This window comes from Flavobacterium sp. 11, from assembly GCF_002754315.1.
GTDB classification, from domain to species: Bacteria; Bacteroidota; Bacteroidia; order Flavobacteriales; family Flavobacteriaceae; genus Flavobacterium; species Flavobacterium algoritolerans.
This window is the reverse complement of record NZ_PEFE01000001.1, coordinates 834,457-857,859: the sequence shown is the minus strand read 5'-3', so window position 1 is coordinate 857,859 and position 23,403 is coordinate 834,457. Positions and strand designations below refer to the sequence as shown.

The following is a 23,403-nucleotide window of genomic DNA, read 5'->3' as shown; positions in this document are numbered from 1 at the left end:
AACCGAAAGTAAATAGTTAGTAACCGAATACTTTTTGGAAGTCACCGCATCTTTGCAATGTTGATTTGAAAGACCAATTCAACAAAACATACACTAACATTTAAATAGTATACGCCATGAGCACATTAAGAAACAAAGTACAGTTAATTGGACACGTAGGAAATGATCCGGAAATCAAAACTTTTGACGGAGGAAAAAAATTAGCCAATTTCACATTAGCAACCAACGAGAGCTACAAAAACGACAAAGGAGAAAAAGTAGAAGAAACCCAATGGCACAAGCTTGTAGCTTGGGGAAAAACAGCTGAAATCATTGAAAAATATGTTACTAAAGGCAAAGAAATTGCCATTGAAGGAAAATTAACTCATAGAAGTTATGATGATAAAAACGGGGAGAAACGCTATGTTACCGAGGTAGTGGTGAATGACGTCCTTCTTTTAGGGAAGTAATATTCAGTCTATAAGTATTGTAATGTTGTAAATTACGACTGAAACCAAACAAAAAAACCATCGATAACTATCGGTGGTTTTTTTATGGATTATTGAACGGTAAACGATAACTGATATTGTTTATTTGTCTTTTTTGCGTAAATCAAATTTTGGACAGTTTTTGCAACGTTTATGTTCTCCTTTTTTATATTTTTCGCAACACTCAGACTTGAGGTTTTCTTTAGCAGATCCATTTTTAAGGAACTTTTTTTTATCCTTTTTCGTATCCTTATTTTTCTTCTTTTTACTCAATTTCTAAAAAATTAAAATCAAGTTATTTGCTAAACAATATTTGATTATTTAGGTGTGCTGTTTAAAGTTAGTTGTTGCATATCTCTGTCAAATAAATACAAGCCACCTTTATCGTCACCAATCAGGTTTATTTTATCCAAAATAAGTTTTGCCTGAGCTTCTTCTTCAATTTGTTCAGCTACATACCACTGTAAAAAGTTGTGTGTGGCATAATCCTTTTCAGAAAATGAAATATCAACCAGTTTATTAATCGAATCAGAAACAAAAACTTCATGTTTATACAATTCTTCAAACATTTCCTTAAATGTTCCGTAGCTGATTTTTGGTGCCTTTAATTCGCTAACCTTAGCATGACCACCTCGTTCATTTACGTAGCGGACTAGTTTAAGCATGTGTACCCTCTCTTCTTCAGATTGAGCATACATAAATTTTGAAATTCCTTCCAAACCATGAGTTTCAGCCCATGAAGCCATAGAAAGATAGGTTTGGGATGATTCAGCTTCAATTCGAATCTGATTGTTCAGCGCTTGTTCTATATTTTTTGATAACATGGCAGTAAGTTTTAAGTAAAGTTACAAAAAAACTTAATCTATTGATTCATAATATCTTGGAAAAAATCTACAAATTGACCTAAATGTAAGCCATCAACTAATCCATGATGTACATGAATAGACATTGGCATGGTTCTTTTTCCGTTTTCAGCAATTTTCATTTTTCCAAAGGAAATTTTCGGACAACTATCCGGAAAAGTATAGCTTCGTGCATGCGATAATGAAGTGAAATCCAGCCATGGAATCGCCGAAAAATGGATTACATTATCATCTGTAAATGTTCGGGTAAAAAGGCCTGTCGTGTTTTGTATTCTTTCAATTTCAGTCAATGCATTTGTAGTGAAAATTTCAAAATCTGCGTTGTATTCGATTAAAGAAAATCCGAAACTACCGTCTTCACGACCAATAGTTGCAGAAGCATTAATTTGGTCACAAACATATATTTGGTCATCCGTAATCCTGTAGCGAAATGATTCGGTAGTATTGACTGCAACCAATGTTTTGTGTAAATAATAGATAAAAAAAGAAGTGTTCAATGATTTTGCTGTTGCGTAGGCTTTGGTGCAGTCGATTTCTACGGTTGCGCCAAAGAAGGGTTCTTCAAATTGTCTGAAAAAATGGAAATGTTCTTTTCTGGACCAGTTCTCTATATCTAAAAGTGTTTTCAAGATTTTGTAATTTTATTTAGGATTCAAAAGTACAGCTATTCTTTGAAATTTGGAATTCATTTCATCCAACTTTTGTTATGAACAAATTATAAAATGGATGTTTCGGATGCTGTAATGTTGATTTTTTGTTGGTGATAAAAAACGAAAATAACAGCCATAAAAAAAGCCCTAAAAGAAATTTCCTTTAGGGCTTTTTGATATAAAAAAGTAGCTTATTTTACTCTGAAAGTAACTCTTCTTACTAATCTTCTTGCGTTTTCTGAATCGATATCTACTGAAGTATCTTCACCAGCAGCAATTACATTTAATCTTGATGCATCAACATTAGCTTTCACTAAAGTGTTTTTCACATTGTTTGCTCTTGCATTAGATAATTTATCATTGTATGCAGATCTTCCAACTTCGTCAGCGTGACCTACAATATCAATTGTAGCAGTAGGATTGTTTCTTAAGTAAGTTAAGATAAAATCAGTACCTTCTGTAGAAACATTAGTTGGAGTAGATTTATTGAAGTCAAAATAAACTGCAACATAACCACCGTTAATTAAACTAGTAATCAACTCATTGTTTGTTAAAAGAGGAGAGTTGTTAGTAGTACTACCATAATTTTTTATGATAAAAGCTTCTGTTTCATCAGGAACATTATTGTTGTTCTTGTCAATTGATCTTCCTTTAGTATCAACCATTGCTCCTGCAGGAGTACTTAACTCTTCGTCTAAATAATCAGCTACACCATCTTTATCAGAATCTAGCATTTTATTTTCAATAGCCATAAATCTTGCATCAATTGCGTCAAATCTACCTTCATGGTCGATAACCCAGTCAGCATGTTTTTCGTTTTTACCTAAGTAAACAGTTAAACCTACTGTACCATTGAAAAGTACACCGCCGAAACCAGGAGATCCTATTGTACTTGCACCATCAAAAGTACGGTTTTGTTTAGCATTAAGAATTGTTGTAAAATCTCCAGTCAATGCAATTCTATTAGATAATTTAATTTGACCAGTAACACCAGCAATAAAATTACCCATTCTGTCAGTTCCTGAAAAGTTATCAGATTCACCAAAACCTAATCCAAAACCAGCGTGACCTAATAAACCAAGAGTGTTTGTCCAAGTTTCAAAGCTCATGATTCTTCCTAAGTTAGCAACTGCCTGTAAGTCAGCTCTGTAGTATTTAGAGTCAAATCCTATTGAATTTTCACCTTCTTTAAAGCTGTTATATCCAAAATCAACTTTTAAACCAAATTTGTTATTGAACATATAACGCACACCTAAATCAGCTACATAAGCACTAGTAACAGCAGTTCTATATCCAGCAGTCATAGGTCTCATCGGTTTGTTTAAACCACCAGCTAATTCAACAGACCATTTGTTAAATTCAGTTCCAGTACTTGCGCTTTCTACATTTTCTGTTTGAGCACTCAAAGTTGTCATTGCAGAAGCAAAAACTAACGTAAGTATGATTTTTTTCATAATTTTATTTTTTAAAAATTCTATGCAAAAATACGATATAATGTTAAATATTAAATTTTAAACAGTTAATTATGTAAGAATTAGTTTTAATTCTATAAACTAAGTTCTGATCGGCGATTTTAGCAATATTTTGTATTTTTTTTATAGATTATTCAAAGATATTAACTTTAAAACAGAGTTTTTTTTACTTGAAAAGACTTTTATTATTGATCAAAGAAGTTAAAAACAAGTTTTCTCATTCCAGTTTTTTCAGAACTTCTGTTATTTTTTCGAAAGCACTGAAGTTTTCATGTTCTACTTTGTGATCAATTTTTTCGTGTGCCCAAGTTGTATGAAACGGAATATGAACGGCGTGTCCGCCAATGGCTAAAACTGGTAAAACATCTGATTTTAAGGAATTGCCAATCATGAAAAATTCATCAGGTTGTATTTCGAGACGTTTTATTAAATCAGAATAATCAATTTCTTGTTTGTCAGACATCACTTCAATATGGTGAAAATAATGCCCCAAACCAGAATTATGTAATTTTCTGCGTTGGTCTAATAAATCACCTTTGGTGGCAACTACTAATTTGTATTTTCCGTGTAAAGCATCTAAAGTCTCTTCTACACCATCCAATAAAACAATCGGTTTCTCCAACAATTCTTTTCCATATTGAATGATTTTTTCGATTATTTCTATAGGTAGCGTGTTATTCGAAATAGTCATCGCCGCTTCAATCATCGAAAGAATGTAGCCTTTGATTCCGTAGCCGTACAATTTCAGATTGTCAATTTCGACCTTAAAAAGTTCTTTGGAAATTCCTTGATGCGATAAATAATCTTCCATCAAACCACAGAATTTCTTTTCCGTTTCATCAAAATAGGTTTCGTTGATCCATAAGGTATCATCGGCGTCGAAAGCAATTACTTTTAGTTTCATTTTTTTTGTAATGGTTGATTAATAAAATCCAAAAATTAATTATGTTCTATTTTTAATCATTAAATTTTTTGATAATATATTCCTTTGTTTTATTATCATAATAACCTAAATAATAAGCATCCGTTTTAAATAATGTTTGTGATGAAACATCTTTATATGTATCGAAAAAAGTACGGATTTTATCAAACGCTAAAGGTTGTAAATCGCCTTTAATATGACTGCCTTCCTTGTCAAATAATCCGTCTGTTTTGACCACTTTTCTATTTGAGTAGGAATTAAAACTCTCTATGCCAGGGTTGTGCACGGCGATTGAAACGAGTGCTCCAATTAAGCCAAATTGGCCCATACCAAATTGGCTGGCTGACTGTTGAACTGGAGAAACACCCCCAAAAGTAATTAGTGTGTTTTGGCCAATTGTATAGCAGCTAACACCAGGATATAAATTGTTTACTTTTCGAATAAACTGTGAAGAATTTTCTAAGGTTCTCTTTCCTCCAAAATCTCCTCCTTCCAGTTGAACTTCCGAATTTTTAAAATCGATTGGTTCGGATGACTTAGCAGTATATTCCTTCAATACTTTTCCGTCTAAATCTTTTACAGTAAGATAAAATAGATTGGATGCGCTTTTTAATTGATATAATTTGTTGTCAAAGTAAAATGAATTCGAATTTAAATACGTTCGGTCTTCTTCTATATCGTGGGTTTTTATTTTTTTTTCAGTAGCTTTAAAATCTGTTAAATCAACAGTGATAACTTGGGTAAACTCGATATTCGTGTCAAGGGTAATGATAATTCGATTGTTTTTGAAATAACATTTTCTCTTTTTGGCACTATCAGTTAGAGATGTTGGGTTGTCGGTATTTATAAGCTGCAACGAGAAAGGCGCTTCAAAAGGAAGTAAATTTTCTCCTAATACTTCATATAAGTTTGATTGTGTATAGTCTGATTTATAAAAAGTAAATCCGTTCAAATTGATTTTTTTTTCGATATAATCACCTTTTTTATCAAAAACATAGAGTTTTAAATCATTACTTTTTTTGATAACTGTTAGGATATAAAAAAAATCTATATCACTAAATTTTTGTAAAACTTTTTCGTCTTTTAATAATAAAGAATGTTGTTTTGTTGTCGTTTTACGGTTATTGAAATCGTATAATTCAGTAAAAATATCCTTGGAATCATTTGATGACCAAAAAAGTCTAGTGTTGTCATTGTTGATGTTGTAGCCAATCATCTTCGTGTAAATTTTAGTATTTGGCCTTTCGGATGAAATACTATCAACGATTTTCATTTTTTCATCGAGTTGAATTGCTTTTACTTTTATTTTATCACCAATAAATAAAGTAATTTCTTTTTTATCGTTATTTATAGTCTGAAAAACATCTCGATTTTTTTTTAGCTCAAGAGGTATAGAAGATACCAGTTCTTGTGAAAAAGAAATTAAACTACTTAAAATTAAAGACGCAAGAAGTGTTTTTTTTATCATTTTTAGATAGGTTTATTTTTTAGCTAATATCTTATTTTTTTTTAAAATATTATTAGTTAAAAAATGTTTTTTAAATGCAAATTGCGTGACTTAATTAAAATTTTAATTAAGTCACGCAATTTTATACTTTTTTAAAAAAGTCTTAATTTATAGTCTCTCCATTGGCAACGCCATCGGTATCCGGGTTTACAAATACCAATTTTCCTTCAGCATTCGTAGTCATCAAAATCATTCCTTGGCTTTCTACGCCGCGAAGGTTTCTTGGTGCCAAATTCACTAAAACAGTAACTTTTTTACCAATAATATCTTCTGGTTTAAAACTCTCTGCAATTCCTGAAACGATGGTGCGAACATCAATTCCGGTATCAACTTTTAAAATCAAAAGCTTGTTCGCTTTTGGCATTTTTTCTGCTTCTAAGATAGTTCCTGTACGGATATCCATTTTGGCAAAATCCTCAAATTGAATCGCTTCTTTCTGCGGTTCTGCTTTTTTGTTTTCGGCAGTATTGGCAGTTTTAGTCGCTTCCAGTTTGTCTATTTGTTTTTGGATTTCCTCGTCTTCAATTTTGGCAAACAATAATTCGGCTTCGCCAATTTGGTGTCCAGAGGGAATCAAATCAGAATTTTGAGCAATAGAATTCCAGTTCAACGGACTTTCTATTTTTAGAATTCTTGATAATTTTTTTGCTGTAAATGGTAGGAATGGTTCGCAAAGTGAACTCAACGCAGCAGTAATTTGCAATGCCACATACATTTGTGTTTGCACGCGTTCCGGATTGTCTTTGATGACTTTCCAAGGCTCTTCGTCAGCCAAATATTTATTTCCTAAACGAGCCACATTCATCAATTCGCTCAATGCTTCACGAAATCTGTAACGCTCTACGGAACTTGAAATCACAGCTGGATAGGCTTTCAATTCAGTTAAAGTCGCTTCATCCACTTCTGAAAGTTCGTTCGGTTGCGGAACAATTCCGTTGTAATATTTATTGGTTAAAACCACGACACGATTAATGAAATTCCCGTAAATCGCTACCAATTCATTATTATTTCTCGCCTGAAAATCTTTCCAGGTAAAATCATTATCCTTTGTTTCCGGCGCATTCGATGTCAAGGCATAACGCAAAACATCTTGCTGATTTGGGAATTCTTCCAAGTATTCGTGCAACCAAACCGCCCAGTTTTTAGACGTAGACAATTTATTTCCTTCCAAGTTCAAGAATTCATTTGCAGGCACATTGTCCGGTAAAATATAACTTCCTTCGGCTTTCAACATCGCAGGGAAAATAATACAATGAAAAACAATATTGTCTTTCCCAATGAAGTGAACCAGTTTTGTATCTTGGTCTTTCCAGTACGGTTCCCAATCTTTCCCTTCGCGCAAAGCCCATTCTTTGGTAGAAGAAATGTACCCAATCGGCGCATCAAACCACACGTATAATTTTTTTCCTTCGGCACCTTCAACGGGAACATCAATTCCCCAATCCAAGTCACGGGTTACGGCGCGAGGCTCTAATCCACCGTCAATCCATGATTTTACTTGCCCGTAAACATTCGGTTTCCAGTCATTTTTATGTCCAACGAGAATCCATTCTTTCAAGAAATCTTCGTAACGGTCCAAAGGCAAAAACCAGTGTTTCGTTGATTTTAAAATCGGAGTTTCTCCGGTTATTGTCGATTTTGGATTAATCAAATCTGTAGCATTCAATGTCGAACCACATTTTTCGCATTGATCACCATACGCTTCTTCATTGCCGCATTTTGGGCAAGTTCCCACCACAAAACGGTCTGCCAAGAACTGATCTGCTTTTGCATCATACAATTGCTCGGTCACTTCTTCAATAAAATCACCTTGTTCATACAGTTTTCTAAAAAATTCCGAAGCCGTATCATGATGGATTTTAGCTGAAGTTCTGGAATAATTATCAAACGAAATTCCAAAATCAGAGAACGATTTACGGATTATTCCATCATATTTATCGATTACTTCCTGTGGCGTAGTGCCTTCTTTTTTGGCTTTCATCGAAATCGCCACGCCGTGTTCGTCACTTCCGCAAACAAACAAAACGTCTCTTCCCTGCAATCTTAAATATCTGGAATATATATCCGAAGGTACGTAAACACCCGCCAAATGGCCAATGTGAATCGGTCCGTTCGTATAAGGCAATGCCGCTGTAATGGTATATCTTTTTGGATTCTGTATCATGATTCTATTTTATAGAGCGCAAAAATAAGCAATAGAATTTTTATTTGAAGCTATTTCCCGCTATACGTTACAATCTTATTGTTTTTAAAGAAAAAACAATAAGGATTTTCACTGCTATCGGGGCTATGGAATCATGATAAAAAGAATGATCGTATATAAACACAATTTGTTACCGTTGTGTTTATAATGCGGCTTTTTTTTATCTTTGTAACCGTAATTTACAAAGCTTCTACATTATGGCAAAAGGACCCGAAAAAAACACCAAAAATAAAGCTTTACATACCAAATTGCTAAACCGAAAAAAGGCTAAACTTCAAGAAGAAAAAAAAGAAAAAGCGTTGCGTTTGAAAGCTTTGGTTACAAAAATGAATCAGAAAAAGAGTAGTGACGAATCTGATGTCAGTTAAATGGTATCGCTAATTAATCTGTGCTAATCGGTGTAATCCGTGGCTAAAAAAATATTTCGATTCTTCACTATTTTACCCGAAATTTGCAGCATATATTCAAACACAAAACCTATGGAATTCGGTAGAATAATTATTTCAGAAACAGCCTTTAATAGTGAAAATCTCCAAGATGTAATTCACTCTAATATTTCGGTAATCAACTTAATGCGTGAGGAAGGCCTGAACGATGATTTGATTCACGAAGATGCTATAATGAGTTATTATTTAGATTATTATGCATCACAATATACCGAAGGAAATTTTGCTCAGTTTGTATACAATTCCGGTTGGGATAAAGAACTGAATGAATTAATCGAAGAAGGTTTGGCATTAATTGGTGCCGAAAAGCATTTGGAATTGTTCCAACAGCAATCCAAAAAAGTAAAATTAATGAGTAGTGTCAAGCTGAATAAATTCCTGAAAGGGAAACTGGAAGGCGTAAATCCTATCCGTGATTTACTCAACAACGACACTTTTTTTGAAATAGAAGAAAATCTAATTACTTTGAATGCTACTTTCTTAAAAACCCACCCAGATTTTGAAGTCCTTTCTATAGACGACATGTTTGCAACCTTAGAAGAATTTGTGGGTCATGAGATTAAAAGAGACTAAAGTAAGTCAAAAGTCCAATGTCATAAAGTTTTTAAAGTCCTGTTTTTATTTGTTTTTTTGAAGTTCTGTTGTCAATGTAAATTAAACATTAGGGCATTTGAATCATACATTAGTATTGGACTTTATGACTTTCGACTTTTGACGAATTTTTTCCCCCATTTCTATCAAACATTTCCTTAAATTTGCTTCCATTATTATAAAAGTTAGCGTTAAAAAAATCAAGCTATGTTACAAATCGCATTTATTAGAGAGAATCAAGAAAAAGTAATCAAGGCTTTGGCAAAGAGAAACATCGATGCTACAAGTGTTGTTGAAGAAGTGGTACAACTGGATGAAAAACGTCGCGCTACGCAAGTGGAGCTAGACAATATTTTATCCGAATCTAATAAATTATCCAAAGATATTGGCGAATTGATGAAAGGCGGAGAGAAAGCGAAAGCCGCAATTCTAAAAGAAAAAACCGTTTTAAATAAAGAAAAAAGCAAAAAATTAGCCGAAACTGCTGATACACTTGCCGCAGAACTTTTAGAAAAATTATATACCTTACCCAATCTTCCTGCTGATATTGTTCCTGTTGGAAAAACGCCGGAGGAAAACTTAAATGTTTTTGAAGAAGGGGAGATTCCTGTTTTGCACGAAGGAGCGCAACCGCATTGGGAATTGGTAAAAAAATACGACATCATTGATTTTGAGCTTGGAGTAAAAATCACTGGTGCAGGATTTCCGGTGTATAAAGGAAAAGGAGCACGATTACAACGCGCTTTGATCAATTATTTCTTGGATAAAAATACTGCTGCAGGATATAATGAAGTTCAGGTTCCACACATGGTAAACGAAGCATCTGCTTACGGAACGGGACAATTGCCGGACAAAGAGGGGCAAATGTATCATGATAAAACCGATGATTTGTACTTGATTCCAACGGCTGAAGTTCCAGTAACGAATTTGTTTCGTGATGTAATCTTAAACGAAAATGAACTGCCCGTTTTAACTACGGCTTACACGCCATGTTTCCGTCGTGAAGCAGGTTCTTATGGAGCGCACGTACGTGGATTGAACCGTTTGCACCAATTTGACAAAGTGGAAATTGTTCGTGTAGAACATCCAGATAAATCATACGAAGCTTTAGACGGAATGGTAGAACACGTTAAAAATATATTACAGGAATTGAAGTTACCATATAGAATATTACGTCTTTGTGGTGGCGATATGGGTTTCACGTCGGCTCTGACGTATGATTTCGAAGTTTTTTCTACGGCGCAAGATCGTTGGTTAGAAATCAGTTCAGTTTCTAACTTTGAGACTTTCCAAGCGAATCGTTTGAAATTGCGTTTCAAAGACAAAGATGGAAAAAACCAATTGGCACACACCTTAAACGGAAGCGCATTGGCTTTGCCAAGAGTTTTGGCTGGAATTTTAGAAAATTACCAAACTCCGGAAGGGATTGTAATTCCTGAGGTTTTACGTCCGTATTGCGGGTTTGATATTATAGATTAATTAGTGTTCAGTCCTCAGTGATCGGTGTTCAGTTAGCTTTTTGGACAATGCACCGTTTGGCAAACTGAACACTGAATACTGAACACTTTTAAGATGAAAAATATTTTTCTACATATTACACTGTTTTTTTCATTGCTTTGTTTTTCTCAAAACGAACAATTAGCGCAGTATTATTATGACAAAGGCGATTTTGAAAAAGCAAAAATCAGCTATGAAGAATTGCTGCAAGAGATTCCATTAAATTCCCAGTATTTCTTAAGAATAATAGATTGTTCTCAGCAATTGCAACAGTTTGAAAGTGCCGAAAAAGCCATTCAAGAACGATTTAACAAGTACAATCAAGGGAATCTTCTGGTAGAGTTAGGGTATAATTTTCAGTTGCAAAAAAATGATGTCAAAGCTAAGATGTACTACGATCAAGCATTAGACCGAATCAGAAAAAATCCAAATGAAGTCTACGGAATATCAAACGCTTTTGAGAAAAAAGTGTTGCTCGAATACGCACTGAAATCCTACCAAACCGCCACAGAATTAGAGCCTAATTTTAATTTCAATTATCAAATAGGATTGCTTTACGGTCAATTGTCTAATATGGAAATGATGATTTCCACTTTTCTAGACGAGGCGTTTGCGAATCCTCAAAATTCCATTAGAATCCAAAATCAATTGGTTCGTTTTATGGCTGACGAAGGTGATGCAAATTTCAATGAAATATTGCGCAAAGCATTAATTATAAGGACTCAGAAAAATCAAGATCTCTTTTGGAACCATTATTTGAGTTGGTTTTATGTACAACAAAAAGAATTCGAAAAAGCATTTATTCAGGAAAAAGCCATTTACAAACGCAATCCGGAATCGCTTGCCAATATTGTAAATTTAGGGCAACTGGCCATTGAAGAAGACAATCAGGAAGCAGCTAAAGAAATTTTGGGATTTGTATTGGAAAACACACAAGATTTAGAATTGTTGATCCAGGCGAATTCGTATTTGGTAACCATGAAAATTGAAAAAGCATCCGAAAATGACTTTGCAGCCATCAGCACAGAATTAGACGGTTTGTTGAAACAATTTGAAATAAGTCCTTTTACCTTATCTTTGCAGCTGATTCAGGCACATTTCACGGCATTTAATTTGAAAAAACCAGAGGAAGGAAAGGCAATTGTCAAGAGAGCGTTGGAATTAAAATTGAATGATTATGAAGTGGCTAATGCCAAAATGGAACTGGCAGATATTTTACTTTACGAAGAAAAATTCAATCAGGCTTTGATTTATTATTCGCAGATTGAATTGGATTTGAAGAATGATGTAATGGCACATGAAGCCAGTTTGAAAGCCGCTAAAACCAGTTATTTCAAAACCGATTTTGCTTGGGCATTGAAACAATTTAAGGAATTGAAATCAGCGAATACGCAGTTGATTGCCAATGATGCTTTGGAATATTTTCTGTTAATCAACGACAATACTGTTGCCGATTCGACACAAACGGCTTTGAAGCAATTTGCAAAAGGAGATTATCTGTTGTATCAAAACAGGAATCAGGAAGCGGTAACGCAGTTTCAGACGATTTTGAAAAACTATAAAGGACAGGAAATTGAGGCTGTGACCTTGTTGCGATTGGGGAAAATATATGAAAAGAAAGGTGATTTTGCTTTGGCTTTAAGCCAATACCAAACGATTATTGACCAACATAGCGACGGAATTTACATAGATGAAGCGTTGTATTTTTCGGCAGAAATTTATAACAAGCAATTGTTACCTGAAAAAGCGAAACCACTATATGAAAAGGTATTGTTCAATCATCAGGACAGTATTTATTTTGTGGAAGCCAGAAAGAAATTCAGACAATTGCGAGGAGATACTAATTTGTAAAAAAGTTTAACTGTCTAATTGTTGAGTCGATTAACCAGTTAAACAATTAACCAGTTAAACAAAAAAAATGATACTATACAACGTTACCACAAACATACATGAAAGCGTTCACGATCAATGGATGATTTGGATGCAATACAAACACATTCCTGAAATTTTGGCTACTGGAAAATTCTCTTCGGCTAGAATGGTTCGAGTTTTAATTGAAGAAGAAATGGGAGGAGTAACGTATTCTGTTCAATACGCAACAGACAGCAAAGAAACTTTGGAGAAATATTATCAGGAGGATGCGCCGGCTTTTCGCGAAGAAGGAGCAAAGTTGTTTGGAGACAAAATGCTTGCTTTTAGAACAGAATTAGAATTGATTGCAGATTTTTAGAGTCATTGCAAGGAACGAAGCGATCACATTCAGATTGTCGTTTTGAACCACAATCTTGAAGTCGCAATCTGCGATCTCCAATTTGAAATAAAATACACTTTGTGCCTTAGTGCCAAAATAAACTTAAAATAAAGCGAGATTGCTTCGTGCCTCGCAATGACAACATGGAAAAAGTAACAGCCAAAAAACACCTCGGACAACACTTCTTGAAAGACGAAAGCATTGCAAAAGACATTGTTGACACGTTGAACTTAGAAGGATATGATGATGTATTAGAGATAGGTCCGGGAATGGGAGTTTTGACAAAATATTTGTTGGATAAACCGGTGAATACGTACGTTATTGAAATCGATACGGAATCAGTGACGTATTTGGACCAAAATTATCCAAAATTAAAAGACAGAATCATTTCTAAAGATTTCTTGAAATACAATATCAACGATATTTTTGAAGGAAAACAATTCGCTATTATTGGGAATTTCCCGTATAATATTTCGACACAAATTGTTTTCAGAACTTTGGAATACCGCGATCAGATTCCGGAATTTGCAGGGATGTTCCAGAAAGAAGTGGCGCAGCGTATTTGTGAAAAAAAGGGAACAAAAGCGTATGGAATTCTGTCGGTTCTGGTTCAGGCTTTTTATGATGCCGAGTATTTATTTACGGTAGACGAAAATGTTTTTATTCCGCCACCAAAGGTAAAATCGGGAGTTTTACGTTTGCGTAGAAAGAAAGATTACAGCTTGCCTTGTGGCGAGAAATTGTTTTTTACGGTAGTGAAAACGGCTTTTCAACAACGACGTAAAACGTTACGAAATAGTTTAAAAACCTTAAATTTGTCGGATAGTTTGAGAGAAGATAAAATTTTTGACCTTCGACCAGAACAATTAAATGTAGAACAGTTCATAGAACTCACCCAAAAAATAGAAGCCGATGGAGTTTAAAATCAGCAAAGAATTAATTCAGGAATTAGAGCAACTCATTCAAAATAAAAACGACCAGCAACTGGAAGTCTTATTGAATGATATGCACCATGCTGATATTGCTGAAATTCTCGATGAGCTTGATTTTAATGAAGCGACCTATATTTTTAAAGTTTTAGACAGTGAAAAAACCGCCGAAATTCTTCTGGAACTGGAAGATGATTTGCGGGAAAATATATTAAGCAGGCTTTCACCAAAAGAGATTGCGGAAGAATTAGATGAGCTGGAAACAAATGATGCAGCCGATATTATTGCGGAGCTTTCGAAAGATTTGAAAGCCGAAGTAATATCAGAACTTCAGGATGTTGAGCACGCCAAAGATATTGTTGACTTATTGCGTTATGATGAGGATACCGCAGGTGGAATCATGCACAAGGAATTGGTTAAAGTCAATGAAAATTGGAATGTGCTGACGTGTGTAAAAGAAATGCGCATTCAGGCCGAAAATATCTCTAGAGTTCATTCGATTTATGTCGTGGATGATGAAGATAGATTGAAAGGGCGTTTGTCACTCAAGGATTTATTGACCACTTCTTCCAGAACACCGGTAAGTGATGTTTACATCCGAAAATTAAACTCTGTAAAAGTAGATACCGAAGATGTTGAGGTGGCCCGAATCATGCAAAAATACGATTTGGAAGCCATTCCTGTCGTAGATGAAATGGGACGATTAGTGGGAAGAATCACCATTGATGACATTGTAGACGTAATCAAGGATGAAGCTGATGAGGATTACCAGTTGGCAGCAGGTATCTCGCAAGACGTTGAAGCAGATGACAGCATATTTGAACATACAAAAGCACGATTGCCTTGGTTGGTTTTGGCTCTTTTGGGTGGTTTTATCTCCGTAAAAGTGCTCGGCTTGTTTGAAGGAGCGATGTTTGAGCATGGGAATTTGTTCTTTTTCACACCACTTATTGCCGCAATGGCAGGAAATGTAGGCGTACAGTCATCAGCAATTATAGTACAGGGTTTGGCAAACAATACGTTGAGCGGATCCTTGTTTAATAGATTGGTCAAAGAAGTGTCACTAAGTTTATTAAACGGACTGATTTTGGCTACGATATTGTTTTTAGGAAGTCATTTTCTGTTGAATGTAGAATTGATCATTGGCGTTATTGTTACTATAGCATTGATGTCGGTAATTATTATTGCATCGTTAATAGGGACTTTTGTTCCGTTGTTACTCGATAAATTTGGCATTGACCCCGCATTAGCAACCGGACCTTTTATCACAACGAGTAATGATATTTGCGGAATTCTGATTTATTTTTCGATAGCAAAAATGATTCTGGGATTTTAAGAAAGAATTGAACTAAGAGAATAGAGAGAAATTGAAAAATAACTAATACAACTATAACTACACAACCAACACTTTTCCCTAACGGCTTACTTTTCTTTGGAGAGTCCCGAAGCTTCGGGAGGGGAGAGGAAAAACCACAACCAGCATGAAAGTACACATTATTGGCGGCGGAAACTTAGGTGTTTCTATCGCATTAGGACTATCAAAATTTTCACCAGAAAACCAAGTTACCGTAACCAGAAGAAACACATCAAGCATTCTGTATCTTGAAAAATTGGGCGCTACGGTTTCTACGAATAATATCCATCAGATTCAGGAGGCCGATGTCATTATCTTGACCATAAAACCATATCAAGTAGATACCGTTTTAGCTGAAATCCTTCCAGTAATTTCGAATAAAATTATTGCGTCGGCAGTGAGTGGATTATCCATAGAAAATTTACAGAACAAAATCGGTGCTGCTAATAGTGCCATCCGAATCATGCCTAATATTGCGGCACAGTTTGGTGCATCAGCCACTTGTATTGCGTTTCACGAAAAAGACAAAGAGAAAGCACAAGATGTAGTTTCTCTTTTTCAGAGTTTGGGAACCGCTCCTATTATTGACGAAAAATTAATGGATGCAGCAACTGTTCTTGCGGCCAGCGGAACTGCTTTTGCGTTGCGATACATTCGCGCATCAATGCAAGCCGGAATCGAAATAGGATTTGACTGGCAAACCGCATTAGCCATCTCAGCACAAACCGTAAAAGGCGCTGCCGAAATGCTGCTGGAAGAAAAAGTACACCCGGAACAATTAATTGACCGCGTAACTACACCACAAGGTTGTACCATAGCCGGATTGAACGAAATGGAAATGCACGGATTCAGTTCGTCCTTGATACGCGGAATCAAAACTTCGTTGAAACAAATCAAGGGATAAGCGTTATTTGGGCGTGCCCTCAATAAAAAAAGGGTCTTCTCAGCGTAACCGTTGAGAAGACCCTTTTTTTATTGGCGTCGGGCTATCCGCGCTACTTCGGTAGCTTGCTTTTATCCCTCACGCGAAAAGAATTGATTTGTTTACATATTTCCACATCTGAAATCAAAAATCGTTAATCAAAAATCTGCAATCATTCGCCATAACTTTGTTTGTAAATATTTTTTAAGTAATTTAAAATCATAATCTTAGCATTGCTTCATTTTTAAAACATGCGTATATTTACAGTTACCTGCAATGTGCATACGAACCAAAACACAATATTGTGAAACCGAAAGTAAAATGAAATAGCATGAAAAAATCAATACTAATTCTCATCACATTTCTTTTGGGATTTTATAATGGTTACTCTCAAAAAGTGTTTGACACACATATCCACGGAGAGACAAATCCTGATATTCAAATGCAACAATTAGAAACTTCAGGTGTTTACAAAGCTGCAATCAGTTCTTCATGGGATTTGCAAAATACGTATCGAAATAAATTCAAAATGGAATTATTACATGGATTAATGTTACCATGTCCAAATGGAAAAGTACCATATAGTAATCAGCTTTGCTTTTCAAACGGAAAGGATTTACCTGACATTAAATGGGTAGAACAGCAAATTAATGATGGTAAAATTGATTTCATTGGAGAGATATTAAGCCAATATTATGGAATTTCACCATCGGATGAATTATTACATCCTTATTATGCATTGGCAGAAAAATACAATCTACCAGTTGGCATTCATACAGGATTAGCAGGCCCGAATCATGGATGTCCAAATTTTCGAGTTGGTTTAGGTAGTCCAATCTTAATGGAAGATCTAATACTAAAATTTCCGAAATTAAGAATTTGGATTATGCATTCTGGCTATCCTTTTATCGAGGAAACGGTTGGTATTATGAGTGTTTATTGGAATGTGTACACAGATATTTCAGTTATTGCAAATCCAGACAATATTCCTTACAAAGATTTTCACACCACAATGAAAAGATTGATAGATGCCGGTTTAGAGAACAGAGTAATGTTTGGATCCGATAATGGAAATATCAAACAAGTGATAGAGTCAGTAAATAAACTTGATTTTTTATCTTCGGAACAAAAGGAAAAAATATTTCATAAAAATGCAGAGCAATTTTTTGAAAAATCCAAAAAAAATTAAAAAATACAGTTCTGTAAAATCTTCGTAATATAAGCTGTGCAAATTTCTCAGACTTTGCGCAATTTTTTTACTTAAGCTTCGCAATTATTGGTATTTGTATACACACTCAAATAAATACTATATTTGAAAAAAAACTACCATGAAAAAACTACTTCTTTTAACTCTTATTTTAATTTCAAGTTATACTGTAAATGCTCAACAAAATAAACAAAAGCAAGTGCTTAGGCATGTGGTGATGTTTGGTTGGAAACCCGGAACCGATACGGCAGCAATTGACAAAGTGGTAACTGCTTTTGGAAATTTGGAACATAAAATCAAATTGATAAAAGCGTATGAATGGGGAATCAATAACAGTCCTGAAAACTTGAATAATGGTTTGACGCATTGTTTTACCTTAACATTCAACAGTGAAGCCGATAGAGATGCGTATTTGATTCATCCGGATCATAAAGCTTTTGTAGCTGTTTTGAGTCCGGCTCCTGAGAAAGTTACCGTAGTTGATTATTGGACTAATAAGTAAAGGATAGGGATAATAAATAAAACGGACTTAGCTTATAAATAGCCTAATCATAATCATAAGTTTCAATAAAAAGTGGTGTTTAGTTTTAAAACTAAACACCACTTTTTTTATTAGAGACATTAACTAATTCTATTGGTTAAATCTTCATTTTTTTTGCTCTAGCAGGGTTCAAACTAAATTTCAACCATAAAAAACCAATGGTTCCCGCAATAAAGGAAGCAATCAAAATCGCAATTTTTGAATAAGTAATGACTTCTTCTCCGTCGTTTTTGAAAGCAAGTAAGGTTATAAAAATAGACATCGTGAAACCTATTCCGCCCAGCATTCCTGCACCTAGAATACTGCTCCACTTTAGGTCTTTAGGCAAACTGCAAATTCCTAAACTAACAGCCAGGAATGAAAATAACCAGATCCCCAATGGTTTTCCTACCACAAGACCAAGTATAATTCCAATTGTGTTGGGATGATTCAATCCCTCATGCCAATCTGAATTTATGGCAATACAAGTGTTGGCTACGGCAAACAAAGGAAGAATAAAAAACGCCACCGGTTTGTGTAAAAAATGCTGTAATCGATACGAAGAAGTTTTCTTGCCTCCATCACCAAACGGAATTACAAAGGCCAATAATACTCCGGTTATCGTTGCGTGTACACCAGAATTTAACATAAAATACCACATGGCGGCACCACCAATCAAATAAGGAATGAGGCTGTGAACTTTTCTTCGGTTAAGGATAAATAGACCGCCCATAATGGCAAAAGCGATAAACAAATTCATAAAAGCAATAGTGTCCGTGTAAAATATTGCAATTACCATAATAGCACCTAAATCATCAATTACAGCAAGCGCAGTCAAGAATACTTTGAGTGATGTAGGAACACGATTTCCTAGAAGTGACAGGATTCCAATAGCAAAAGCAATATCAGTCGCCATAGGAATTCCGGCTCCGTTTTGTGTGATGGTTCCAAAATTTAACAGTAAAAAGATTCCGGCCGGGACAACCATTCCGCCTAATGCGCCAAAAATAGGTAAAGCGGCATTTTTAATACTGGATAATTCTCCTTGGTACATTTCGCGTTCTAATTCTAAACCAATCAAAAGAAAAAAGATAGCCATTAAGCCGTCATTAATCCAATGTGTTATGGAATGACTTCCAATATTGGTTTCCCATAAAGCTATATATTCAGTTTGAATGGATGAATTGGCTAATAAAAGAGAGAGTATTGTTGCAAAAAGTAATAAGAGTCCACCGGCTTTTTCGCTTTCAAAAAAAGCGTTGAATGTTTTCGTTAATTTCATTTTTGTTTTTTCATTTATTATAAGCATGAGATTTATAATAAAAATTTAGAAAGCTAATTTACGATTTTATGAGCTAATTTCCTTCGATAAAACAATAAACCGTAAATTTTTTGTTAATTTGAAGTATCAAAAAATACTACTTTTATGGATATCAAAGTCCTTCATATCGATAGCAATAATTCTTTGCTTTGGGATCAATTGCAACAGTCCGGATTTATAAATCACAGCGATTTTACGTCGTCAAAAGAAGAAATTGAATCTAAAATTCAAGAATATCAGGGAATTGTCATTCGAAGCAGATTCAAAATTGACAAGACTTTCTTGGACAAAGCCACTAATTTGCAATTCATTGCACGCGTTGGAGCCGGACTAGAAAGCATCGATTGCGATTATGCAGCATCCAAAAACATTACGCTTATCGCTGCTCCCGAAGGAAATCGAAATGCTGTTGCCGAACATACATTAGGGATGATATTGTCGCTTTTTAATAAACTAAATGAAGCGGACAGAGAGATACGATCCGGACATTGGAACCGTGAAAGCAATCGTGGCCATGAACTTGACGGAAAAACAGTGGGGATTATTGGTTACGGAAACATGGGAAAATCATTCGCCAAGAAACTCCGTGGTTTTGATGTCGAAGTGTTGTGTTATGATATTCAAGAAAATGTAGGCGATGTAAATGCAAAGCAGGTTTCATTGGAAGAATTCCAGCAAAAAGTAGATGTAGTGAGTTTGCATATTCCGTGGACTCCAGAAACAGATAAAATGGTTGACAGTGATTTTATTAATGGATTCGCCAAACCTTTTTGGATTATAAATACGTCTCGTGGCAAGAATATTGCCACTGCCGATTTGGTTGCGGCCATGCAATCCGGAAAAATTCTAGGAGCTGGTTTGGATGTTTTGGAATATGAGAAGTTGTCATTCGAAACGCTGTTTCAAGATAAAAATACTCCCGAAGCTTTCCAGTATTTGTTGAACGCCAAGAATGTGATTTTGAGTCCGCATATTGCCGGTTGGACATTCGAAAGCCATGAACGATTGGCGCAAGTCATAGTTGATAAAATAAAAGCAAAGTATTTTGGTCAAGCCAAAGATGCGGAGCCGGAGAAACGCGTCACGGGAATTGGAGGTTTCTTTTTTAAATCAGAAAATCCTAAAGAACTGGTAGCTTGGTACGGAAAACACCTGGGTTTAAAAACGGATCAATATGGTTCCACTTTTTGGTGGAAAGATAAAGATGGGAATGATTGTTCTACCCAATGGTCGCCATTTGCAGATGATACCAATTATTTTGCGCCAAGCGAGAAACAGTTCATGCAAAACTTTAGAGTGGATGATTTAGAAAAATTATTACAAAAATTGTCAGAAGAAGGTGTAACAATTGTAGGTGATATGGAGTCTTATGAGTATGGAAAATTTGGATGGATTCTGGATGTCGAAGGGAATAAGATAGAACTTTGGGAACCAATCGATACAGCATTTCAATAAAATTTTTAATTTCAATATTTACTAACTTAAATTTAACCAAACCAAACCAAAATGGAAGAAATCGCACAAGAAACTTGGAACACTCCAAGGAAACCCATTCCAGTATTTAAAGTAGATCCAGTATTAGTATTAATTTTTGGGTTTTTAACCTGTGGATTGTATTTAATCTATTGGAATATTAAAGTTGCAGAAGTTTTTAATGCTGTTTCTGAGAGAGAAGTTATTTCACAACCCATTGCCATATTTGCGGGCTGTTGTTATCCTGTAAATATTTATTTCTTTTATTTAGCTGGCAGAGACGGACTTCCTGATGTATATCATAGATCTGGTTCAGCTCAAAAAGACGATACGGTTTTGCTGCTTATTTTAGGGCTTTTCTTTCCAATGATTGCCGCAATGATAGTTCAAAATGACATCAATAAATTATACAATTAATAGTAAAGATAAACGTAAAATTTACGGAATTATAGGCGCTGTTCTCACACTTATGGTTCCGTTTTTTTTAATGTTTTTTAATGATGATAATCATCTTGAGACCGATCAGTCTTTGTGTCCTTTCAAAATGATTACAGGCTTTCCATGCCCGGGTTGTGGAATTACAAAATCATTGGTTTATTTTTATCAGGGAGATTTTTACAAGAGCATAAGCTATCATATATTAGGTCCTTTTGTGATTGCATTTAGTATTGTCAGCATTGTTATACTGTCTATGGAATTAATTACTAAAAAAGAGTATTTTAATACTGTTATGTACAATAAAAGACTAGCCTGTAGTTTGGGTATTTTTCTTGTTGGATATCATATCATAAGATTGATTTTCTTTATAAAAAACAATTCTTTAGATTCTATTTTGAAAGAATCCATCTGGAGATAAACTAGAAATAAAAAATCCCGTCTTGTCTTTTTAGAACGAGACGGGATTTTTTTATATCTAATTGATATTAATCTTCTTTGTCATTTAATTTTCGTTCCAATTCTGCCTGAAACTCTTCCATTACGGGCTTCATGGTGCTTTCCGGAATATCTGCAATTCTGATGTACATTAATCCGTCAACAGCATTGTTAAACAGCGGGTCCACATTGAAAGCAACAACTTTTGCATTCTGTTTGATGTATTTTTTAATCAAAACCGGCAAACGCAAACTTCCTGGCTCCAGTTCATCTATAATTTTATCAAACTTGTTCAAATCAGATTCGGCTTCGTCAAATATGAAATCCTTATCGGCATCTTTCAGTTTTACTTTGTAAGCTTTCTTAGGGTGAACGTATTGTGCAATATAAGGATCGTAATAATTGGACTTCATGAATTCAATCATCAATGATTTTGAGAAATCAGAAAATTGATTGCTGATACTCACCCCACCAAGCAAATATTTATGTTCTGGAAAACGCAAAGTAGTATGCATAATTCCTTTCCAAAGCAAGAAAAGAGGCATTGGTTTTTGTTGGTATTCTTTGATGATGAAAGCTCTGCCCATTTCGATAGACTTGTGCATCATATCATTTAATTCCGGTTCAAATCGGAATAAGTCGTTGAGGTAGAAACCATTTATTCCGTATTTCGGATAAATTTCAGAACCTAAACCCATTCGATATGCGCCGGCAATTTTATGAGCTTCATTATCCCATAAAAAAAGATGATGGTAATATTGATCGTGCTTGTCTAAATCAATGGATTCGTTTGTTCCTTCTCCAACTTCGCGGAAAGTGATTTCTCGAAGACGGCCAATTTCGTGCAGAATATTTGGAATTTTAGCAGCTTCAGTAAAGAAAACTTCGTAGTTTTTACTTTGTAAAAGACGACAATCCGTGCTTCTTAAAGCATCTACTTCGGCAATCATTTTCTCACTATTGGCAGGAGTAACAATTTTCTTCGGACTTTTAGGAAGTTTCAAATTTGGAGGCGTCAGCAATTTACTTTCTTTCTCGAAAGGATTGGCGAGCATATAGGTTTTCTTTCTCAAAAACTCGGAATATTCCTCAATCGTTGCGTGTTCGTTTTGTTCACTTACCGAAATAGGTTTGCCAATACGTACTTTTATCACACGATGTTTTTGGCTGAACACTTCCGAAGGCAGTTTTGCCGTTCTAAAAGTGCCGCTTATTTTAGAAAGTAAATAAAATAATCGACTGTTTTTAGCATGAAAATAAATGGGAACAACAGGAACTTGGGCTTTTCTAATTACTTTAATAGCACCTTCTTCCCAAGGTTTATCCACCATTAATTTTCCGTCTTTATACGTAGAAACTTCTCCCGCAGGAAACATTCCTAACGGTTTTCCATCGCTTAAATGACGCAAGGTTTCTTTGATTCCCACTACGCTTGACTTAGCATCCCTGTGATTTTCAAAGGGATTCACAGGCATGATGTATTTTTTGAGAGGGGCAATGCGATGCAAAAGAAAATTGGCGATAATTTTGAAATTAGGTTCTCTTTCAAGCATTAATTTCAATAATAAAACACCGTCAATTCCTCCTAGAGGATGATTTGAAATGGTGATATAAGCACCGTCTTTTGGTAAACGTTTTAAATCCTCTTCCGGAATTTCGAATTTTATTTGTAGATCATCTAATACCCCATTTAAAAACGCAACGTCTTTTAAATGTTTATTTCTGTCGTATACTTTGTTTAAGGTAGAGATTTTTAGCACCTTCATTAGCATCCAGCCAGAAAAAGTCCCCAGAACTCCGTACTTGTCTGCATTTATTGCTTTTGCAACTTCTTTCGCGGTTACTAAACCCATGTATTTTTTTGTTTTTTTAGAGCAAGAAACAAAGATAGCAAAAAACTCCATTTTCTCTATTTTTCTGAATCAAACTTCTAGT

General features: G+C 34.9%; 22 protein-coding genes and 1 pseudogene. 15 read left to right on the top strand and 8 right to left on the bottom strand.

The genetic code is table 11. The annotated features are described in order from the left end of the window. Window positions 1–116 precede the first annotated feature (116 nt). Entirely contained in the window at window positions 117–449 is a 333-nt protein-coding gene (locus tag CLV00_RS03735; RefSeq protein WP_099713873.1) for a single-stranded DNA-binding protein, read from the top strand. A gap of 335 nt (window positions 450–784) precedes the next feature. On the opposite strand, the gene CLV00_RS03730 is transcribed toward CLV00_RS03735, so the two are convergent. The 6 genes from CLV00_RS03730 to metG all read right to left on the bottom strand — a co-directional run bounded on the left by CLV00_RS03730 (window position 785) and on the right by metG (window position 8,045). Beyond that, window positions 785–1,291 (bottom strand): ferritin, encoded by a 507-nt coding sequence (locus CLV00_RS03730; RefSeq protein WP_099713872.1) that lies wholly within the window; start codon window positions 1,289–1,291, stop codon window positions 785–787. Between the two features lie 38 nt (window positions 1,292–1,329). Continuing rightward, window positions 1,330–1,959, bottom strand: coding sequence for a chloramphenicol acetyltransferase (locus CLV00_RS03725; protein ID WP_099713871.1), 630 nt, complete (start codon window positions 1,957–1,959; stop codon window positions 1,330–1,332). Between the two features lie 212 nt (window positions 1,960–2,171). Further along, window positions 2,172–3,434, bottom strand: coding sequence for an OmpA family protein (locus tag CLV00_RS03720; protein WP_099713870.1), 1,263 nt, complete (start codon window positions 3,432–3,434; stop codon window positions 2,172–2,174). 235 nt (window positions 3,435–3,669) lie between these two features. Further along, entirely contained in the window at window positions 3,670–4,356 is a 687-nt protein-coding gene (locus CLV00_RS03715; RefSeq protein ID WP_099713869.1) for an HAD family hydrolase, read from the bottom strand. 52 nt (window positions 4,357–4,408) lie between these two features. Next, the gene (locus CLV00_RS03710; RefSeq protein ID WP_099713868.1) at window positions 4,409–5,842 is read right to left on the bottom strand and encodes a hypothetical protein; all 1,434 of its coding nucleotides are present in this window, start codon (window positions 5,840–5,842) and stop codon (window positions 4,409–4,411) included. A 142-nt stretch (window positions 5,843–5,984) separates the two neighbouring features. Beyond that, window positions 5,985–8,045 carry a methionine--tRNA ligase gene (gene metG / locus CLV00_RS03705; RefSeq protein ID WP_099713867.1) on the bottom strand — a complete coding sequence of 687 codons (2,061 nt, stop codon included), beginning with the start codon at window positions 8,043–8,045 and terminating at the stop codon, window positions 5,985–5,987. Between the two features lie 236 nt (window positions 8,046–8,281). On the opposite strand from metG, the gene CLV00_RS16450 reads away from it, so the two are divergent. The 10 genes from CLV00_RS16450 (at window position 8,282) to CLV00_RS03660 (ending at window position 17,783) form a co-directional block, all read left to right on the top strand. Continuing rightward, a complete protein-coding gene (locus CLV00_RS16450; RefSeq protein ID WP_199074758.1) occupies window positions 8,282–8,452 on the top strand; it encodes a hypothetical protein in 171 nt (56 codons plus the stop codon). Between the two features lie 111 nt (window positions 8,453–8,563). After that, window positions 8,564–9,103 (top strand): DUF4375 domain-containing protein, encoded by a 540-nt coding sequence (locus tag CLV00_RS03700; RefSeq protein WP_099713866.1) that lies wholly within the window; start codon window positions 8,564–8,566, stop codon window positions 9,101–9,103. 225 nt (window positions 9,104–9,328) lie between these two features. Further along, window positions 9,329–10,600 carry a serine--tRNA ligase gene (gene serS / locus CLV00_RS03695; protein ID WP_099713865.1) on the top strand — a complete coding sequence of 424 codons (1,272 nt, stop codon included), beginning with the start codon at window positions 9,329–9,331 and terminating at the stop codon, window positions 10,598–10,600. A gap of 93 nt (window positions 10,601–10,693) precedes the next feature. Next, complete coding sequence (locus CLV00_RS03690) at window positions 10,694–12,469, top strand: tetratricopeptide repeat protein (RefSeq protein ID WP_099713864.1); 1,776 nt, start codon at window positions 10,694–10,696, stop codon at window positions 12,467–12,469. 67 nt (window positions 12,470–12,536) lie between these two features. Continuing rightward, window positions 12,537–12,848 carry a DUF4286 family protein gene (locus tag CLV00_RS03685; protein WP_099713863.1) on the top strand — a complete coding sequence of 104 codons (312 nt, stop codon included), beginning with the start codon at window positions 12,537–12,539 and terminating at the stop codon, window positions 12,846–12,848. Window positions 12,849–13,012: 164 nt separating this feature from the next. After that, window positions 13,013–13,792: a 16S rRNA (adenine(1518)-N(6)/adenine(1519)-N(6))-dimethyltransferase RsmA gene (rsmA, locus tag CLV00_RS03680; protein WP_099713862.1), complete on the top strand. Its 780-nt coding sequence runs from the start codon at window positions 13,013–13,015 to the stop codon at window positions 13,790–13,792. After that, the gene (gene mgtE / locus CLV00_RS03675; protein WP_099713861.1) at window positions 13,782–15,134 is read left to right on the top strand and encodes a magnesium transporter; all 1,353 of its coding nucleotides are present in this window, start codon (window positions 13,782–13,784) and stop codon (window positions 15,132–15,134) included. The genes rsmA and mgtE overlap by 11 nt, the downstream gene beginning before the upstream one ends. 145 nt (window positions 15,135–15,279) lie before the next feature. Then, window positions 15,280–16,056 carry a pyrroline-5-carboxylate reductase gene (proC, locus tag CLV00_RS03670; protein ID WP_099713860.1) on the top strand — a complete coding sequence of 259 codons (777 nt, stop codon included), beginning with the start codon at window positions 15,280–15,282 and terminating at the stop codon, window positions 16,054–16,056. 349 nt (window positions 16,057–16,405) lie between these two features. After that, the gene (locus tag CLV00_RS03665; protein WP_099713859.1) at window positions 16,406–17,263 is read left to right on the top strand and encodes an amidohydrolase family protein; all 858 of its coding nucleotides are present in this window, start codon (window positions 16,406–16,408) and stop codon (window positions 17,261–17,263) included. Between the two features lie 139 nt (window positions 17,264–17,402). Continuing rightward, on the top strand, window positions 17,403–17,783 hold the full coding sequence (locus CLV00_RS03660; RefSeq protein WP_099713858.1) for a Dabb family protein: 381 nt from the start codon (window positions 17,403–17,405) through the stop codon (window positions 17,781–17,783). A 136-nt stretch (window positions 17,784–17,919) separates the two neighbouring features. Here the strand turns inward: CLV00_RS03660 and nhaA are convergent, their stop codons facing one another. Further along, complete coding sequence (gene nhaA / locus CLV00_RS03655) at window positions 17,920–19,083, bottom strand: Na+/H+ antiporter NhaA (RefSeq protein WP_099716221.1); 1,164 nt, start codon at window positions 19,081–19,083, stop codon at window positions 17,920–17,922. Between the two features lie 144 nt (window positions 19,084–19,227). Here nhaA and CLV00_RS03650 point away from each other — a divergent pair. The 4 genes and pseudogenes from CLV00_RS03650 to CLV00_RS03640 form a co-directional block, all read left to right on the top strand. Further along, window positions 19,228–20,166: pseudogene (locus tag CLV00_RS03650) on the top strand (2-hydroxyacid dehydrogenase); the annotation flags it as partial. Then, on the top strand, window positions 20,140–20,577 hold the full coding sequence (locus CLV00_RS16655) for a VOC family protein (protein WP_369800964.1): 438 nt from the start codon (window positions 20,140–20,142) through the stop codon (window positions 20,575–20,577). The pseudogene CLV00_RS03650 and the gene CLV00_RS16655, both read left to right, overlap by 27 nt. A gap of 51 nt (window positions 20,578–20,628) precedes the next feature. After that, a complete protein-coding gene (locus tag CLV00_RS03645; RefSeq protein ID WP_099713857.1) occupies window positions 20,629–21,012 on the top strand; it encodes a DUF4234 domain-containing protein in 384 nt (127 codons plus the stop codon). After that, a complete protein-coding gene (locus CLV00_RS03640; RefSeq protein WP_099713856.1) occupies window positions 20,987–21,451 on the top strand; it encodes a DUF2752 domain-containing protein in 465 nt (154 codons plus the stop codon). The genes CLV00_RS03645 and CLV00_RS03640 overlap by 26 nt, the downstream gene beginning before the upstream one ends. 67 nt (window positions 21,452–21,518) lie before the next feature. Here the strand turns inward: CLV00_RS03640 and CLV00_RS03635 are convergent, their stop codons facing one another. Next, window positions 21,519–23,321, bottom strand: a complete 1,803-nt coding sequence (locus CLV00_RS03635; protein ID WP_099713855.1) for a lysophospholipid acyltransferase family protein — start codon at window positions 23,319–23,321, stop codon at window positions 21,519–21,521. Between the last annotated feature and the right edge of the window lie 82 nt (window positions 23,322–23,403).

What these genes read in the sequence shown, in the direction of transcription:
- rsmA (WP_099713862.1), top strand. Translation starts at nt 13,013, where the DNA reads ATGGAAAAAGTAACAGCCAAAAAACACCTCGGACAACACTTCTTGAAA.
- CLV00_RS03715 (WP_099713869.1), bottom strand. Translation starts at nt 4,356, where the DNA reads ATGAAACTAAAAGTAATTGCTTTCGACGCCGATGATACCTTATGGATC.
- nhaA (WP_099716221.1), bottom strand. Translation starts at nt 19,083, where the DNA reads ATGAAATTAACGAAAACATTCAACGCTTTTTTTGAAAGCGAAAAAGCC.
- serS (WP_099713865.1), top strand. Translation starts at nt 9,329, where the DNA reads ATGTTACAAATCGCATTTATTAGAGAGAATCAAGAAAAAGTAATCAAG.
- CLV00_RS03720 (WP_099713870.1), bottom strand. Translation starts at nt 3,434, where the DNA reads ATGAAAAAAATCATACTTACGTTAGTTTTTGCTTCTGCAATGACAACT.
- CLV00_RS03635 (WP_099713855.1), bottom strand. Translation starts at nt 23,321, where the DNA reads ATGGGTTTAGTAACCGCGAAAGAAGTTGCAAAAGCAATAAATGCAGAC.
- CLV00_RS03710 (WP_099713868.1), bottom strand. Translation starts at nt 5,842, where the DNA reads ATGATAAAAAAAACACTTCTTGCGTCTTTAATTTTAAGTAGTTTAATT.
- CLV00_RS03660 (WP_099713858.1), top strand. Translation starts at nt 17,403, where the DNA reads ATGAAAAAACTACTTCTTTTAACTCTTATTTTAATTTCAAGTTATACT.
- CLV00_RS16450 (WP_199074758.1), top strand. Translation starts at nt 8,282, where the DNA reads ATGGCAAAAGGACCCGAAAAAAACACCAAAAATAAAGCTTTACATACC.
- CLV00_RS03645 (WP_099713857.1), top strand. Translation starts at nt 20,629, where the DNA reads ATGGAAGAAATCGCACAAGAAACTTGGAACACTCCAAGGAAACCCATT.
- CLV00_RS03640 (WP_099713856.1), top strand. Translation starts at nt 20,987, where the DNA reads ATGACATCAATAAATTATACAATTAATAGTAAAGATAAACGTAAAATT.
- proC (WP_099713860.1), top strand. Translation starts at nt 15,280, where the DNA reads ATGAAAGTACACATTATTGGCGGCGGAAACTTAGGTGTTTCTATCGCA.
- CLV00_RS03685 (WP_099713863.1), top strand. Translation starts at nt 12,537, where the DNA reads ATGATACTATACAACGTTACCACAAACATACATGAAAGCGTTCACGAT.
- CLV00_RS03730 (WP_099713872.1), bottom strand. Translation starts at nt 1,291, where the DNA reads ATGTTATCAAAAAATATAGAACAAGCGCTGAACAATCAGATTCGAATT.
- CLV00_RS03735 (WP_099713873.1), top strand. Translation starts at nt 117, where the DNA reads ATGAGCACATTAAGAAACAAAGTACAGTTAATTGGACACGTAGGAAAT.
- CLV00_RS03665 (WP_099713859.1), top strand. Translation starts at nt 16,406, where the DNA reads ATGAAAAAATCAATACTAATTCTCATCACATTTCTTTTGGGATTTTAT.
- CLV00_RS03700 (WP_099713866.1), top strand. Translation starts at nt 8,564, where the DNA reads ATGGAATTCGGTAGAATAATTATTTCAGAAACAGCCTTTAATAGTGAA.
- mgtE (WP_099713861.1), top strand. Translation starts at nt 13,782, where the DNA reads ATGGAGTTTAAAATCAGCAAAGAATTAATTCAGGAATTAGAGCAACTC.
- CLV00_RS03690 (WP_099713864.1), top strand. Translation starts at nt 10,694, where the DNA reads ATGAAAAATATTTTTCTACATATTACACTGTTTTTTTCATTGCTTTGT.
- metG (WP_099713867.1), bottom strand. Translation starts at nt 8,045, where the DNA reads ATGATACAGAATCCAAAAAGATATACCATTACAGCGGCATTGCCTTAT.